The sequence below is a fragment of the Micromonospora sp. NPDC003776 genome, assembly GCF_053605645.1.
On sequence record NZ_JBSGJR010000676.1, the window covers coordinates 1 to 3,335 of the forward strand.

3 protein-coding genes are annotated in these 3,335 nt (G+C 73.0%); 2 read left to right on the forward strand and 1 reads right to left on the reverse strand.

What is annotated here, in order from left to right:
* The coding region (locus ACWEVO_RS33130; protein ID WP_452311369.1) for a lysylphosphatidylglycerol synthase domain-containing protein at positions 1 to 1,018 on the reverse strand (1,018 nt) is incomplete at its 3' end.
* 220 nt (positions 1,019 to 1,238) lie between these two features.
* Here ACWEVO_RS33130 and ACWEVO_RS33135 point away from each other — a divergent pair.
* The gene (locus tag ACWEVO_RS33135) at positions 1,239 to 2,339 is read left to right on the forward strand and encodes a DegT/DnrJ/EryC1/StrS family aminotransferase (protein WP_452311370.1); all 1,101 of its coding nucleotides are present in this window, start codon (positions 1,239 to 1,241) and stop codon (positions 2,337 to 2,339) included.
* Positions 2,336 to 3,295, forward strand: coding sequence for a Gfo/Idh/MocA family protein (locus ACWEVO_RS33140; protein ID WP_452311371.1), 960 nt, complete (start codon positions 2,336 to 2,338; stop codon positions 3,293 to 3,295). The genes ACWEVO_RS33135 and ACWEVO_RS33140 overlap by 4 nt, the downstream gene beginning before the upstream one ends.
* Positions 3,296 to 3,335 lie beyond the last annotated feature (40 nt).

Sequence of the window (3,335 nt, forward strand, 5' to 3'; positions counted from 1 at the left end):
GCCGGACCTGCCGGAGCCCGGAGAGCGCGGCGATGCCGGCGCCCAGCAGGTCGGCCACCGTGAAGATCAGCCGGGAGGCCAGCGCGATGCCGGTGGCCGCGCCCACGCCGCCCGCGTCGGCGAGGAACGGCGCGAGGGTGGCGACCAGCACCGCCTCCCGGACACCCAGGCCGGACGGGGACAGGAAGGCGAACATGCCGACCGTGATGGCGATCGCGAACGAGCCGATGCTGCGCAGCAGCCCGCCGAGGCCCGGCGCCGCCTGGGCGTTGGCCAGCAGCCACAGGTGCACGCCGAACATGGTGTAGCCGAGCGCGCTCCAGCCGATCACCCGCAGCACCCCGGGCGCGGTGAGCCGGTGGTGCAGCGGCTCCCGGCGCAGCACCTTCAGGGTGAGCTGGATCAGCCGGGTGAGCACCGCCGGGATCGCGCAGATCAGCGCGATCGGGAAGAGGATGGCCACGATCCACAGGGCCACCCGGACCGGCTCGGCGTACTCGGAGCCGCTCGCGGTGGTCGCGTCCAGCAGCGCGGGCAGGCTGAGCAGGCCCAGGCCGAGCGCGGCGACCACGCCGAGGCCGAGCGCCACCAGCGTGGCCAGGAAGGCGCGGGCGCGCGGCAGGCCGGCGCGCCGGCCCAGCTCCATCTGGAGCACGTACGCCCAGACGCTGCCCGGAATGTACTTGCCGAGCTGGCCCACCATGCAGATCCGCAGGGCGGCCGGTACGGACACCTTGTGCTCCAGGTCGTCCGCGGCGGCCCGCCAGGCCATCGAGTTGGCGAACATGCCGGCCAGCACGGCCAGCACCGCCAGCACCACGGACGGCCAGGCCAGGTGGAGCCAGGTCTCCCGGACGTCGGGCCACTGGTGCACGACGCTCCAGCCCATGCCCGCGGCGATCAGGGCGATCACCGCGACGCGGACGACGAGGGAGAGCCGGCCTGCCGACTTCGGGGTGGCGCTGGCCTGTCCGGCCGGGGGGTGCAGGTCGCCGACCTGCGTCGCGGTCTCTGCCACGGCCTTCCTGCCTCCGCGTCGCTTATTTCCGTTCGGATGGACTGGGACGAGCAAACGCCGAGGGTAGCGCAGCTTCCTGGCCGCCACGAATCGAGGCCGCCCGGCGAGTCGACCGCCCGGGAGCGTGGCGCAGCGCTCCCCGCGCCGGTCCAGATGTGCCGCTCGTCTCCCACGCTGCTACCGTTCCCAGGCCCCCACCATCTCAAGGAGGAGAACTCCGGTGATCCCGATTTCCGTCGTCAAGCTCGACGAGGCGGCCGAACGGTTGGCGGTCGAGGTGATCCGCTCGGGCGTGCTGGCGCAGGGCCCGATGGTGGCCCGGCTGGAGCGTGAGTTCGCCGATCTCGTCGGTGTCGAGCACGCGGTCGCGGTCAACAACGGCACCACCGCCCTCGTCGCCGCCCTGCAGGTGCTCGACCTCGAGCCCGGCGACGAGGTCGTCACCAGTCCCTTCACCTTCGTCGCGACCCTCAACGCGATCCTGGAGGCGGGCGCCACCGCACGCTTCGCCGACATCCGCGAGGAGGACTTCTGCGTCGACCCGCAGGCCCTCGCGGCCGCGGTCGGCCCGCGTACCCGGGTGCTGATGCCGGTCCACCTCTACGGGCAGCCCGCCGACATGGACAGCATCGTCCCGCTGGCGCAGCAGCACGGCCTGGCGATCGTGGAGGACACCGCGCAGTCGCTCGGCGCGACCATCTCCGGCCGCGGCGCCGGCAGCTTCGGCCTGGGCACGTTCTCGCTCTACGCCACCAAGAACCTCACCACCGGTGAGGGCGGCATGATCACCACCAACGACGCCGCGCTGGCCGACAAGCTGCGGGTGCTGCGCAACCAGGGCATGCGGGCGCGCTACCAGTACGAGATGGCCGGCCACAACTACCGCCTCACCGACCTGCAGGCGGCGCTGGGCATCCCGCAGCTGGCCGCGTACGGCGACAACGTCAAGCGGCGCAAGGACAACGCCGCCCGCCTCTCCGCCGGCCTCGCCGACGTGCCGGGCCTGCGGCTCCCCACCGAGCTGCCCGGCCGCTCGCACGTCTGGCACCAGTACACGCTGCTGGTCACCGACGAGGCGCCGGTCGACCGGGACGAGGTCATCAACCGGCTCACCGCGGCCGGCGTCGGGTGCGGCATCTACTACCCGAAGACCGTGTACGACTACGAGTGCTACCGGGACCACCCGCGGGTGATCGCCGATCCGGCCCCGGTCACCGAGCGGGTCGTCCGGCAGTGCGTCTCCATCCCGGTGCACCACCACCTCACCGACAGCCAGGTGGACCAGGTGGTCGAGGCCGTCCGGAAGGCGGTGGGCGCGTGACCGCCAAGCTGCGCCTCGCCCTCGTCGGCACCGGTGCGATGGGCTCGCTGCACGCCCGCGTCATCGCCCAGTCCGAGCGCGCCGAGCTGGCCACGGTGGTCGAGCCGCGCCGGTCCGTGGGCCAGCAGGTCGCCGAGCGCTACGGCGCCGCCTGGGCGCCCGACCTCGCCAACCTGTCGGACGTCGACGCCGTGGTCATCGCGGCGCCGACCGAGATCCACCACGGCCTCGCCGACCAGGTGCTGAACGCCGACACGCCGCTGCTGATCGAGAAGCCGGTCTGCGGCAGCCTCGCCGAGACCGAGGAGATCGTCGCCCTCTCCGAGAAGCGCGGCGTACCCCTGCTCTGCGGCCTGCTGGAGCGGTTCAACCCGGCGGTGCGGACGGCGCTCGCGCTGGTCGACCGGCCGGTGCACCTGACCGCGACCCGGCACTCGCCGTACGCGCCGCGGATCCGCACCGGCGTCGCGTGGGACCTGCTCATCCACGACGTGGACCTGGCCATCCAGGCGTTCCGGGGCCAGGAGCCGGTCACCGTGCACGGCACGATGGGCTACTTCCACCCGGACTCGGTCAGCGGGGCCGAGGACGTGGCGGAAACGGTGCTCAGCTTCGGCGACGGCGCCCTGGCCAACGTCTCCGCCAGCCGGATCGGCCAGCGCAAGGTGCGCACCCTGGTGATCAGCGAGGTCGACCGGCTGATCGAGGCCGACCTGATCCGCAAGGACGTCACCATCTACCGGCACGTCTCCTCCGACGCCGCCACCCCGGACGGCCGCGGTTACCGGCAGCAGAGCATCATCGAGGTGCCCGAGCTGATCACCAACCGGGAGCCGCTCGCCGCCCAGCTCGACCACTTCCTGGACATCCTCGCCGGCACCGCCGACGCGGACGAGGAGCGGCGCCGGATCCTGCCGGCGCACCGCGCGGTCGGGGCGCTCTTCGCCGGCCGCTGAGCCCGGCCTGATCGGAAACGGCCCCCGACCGGATCGGTCG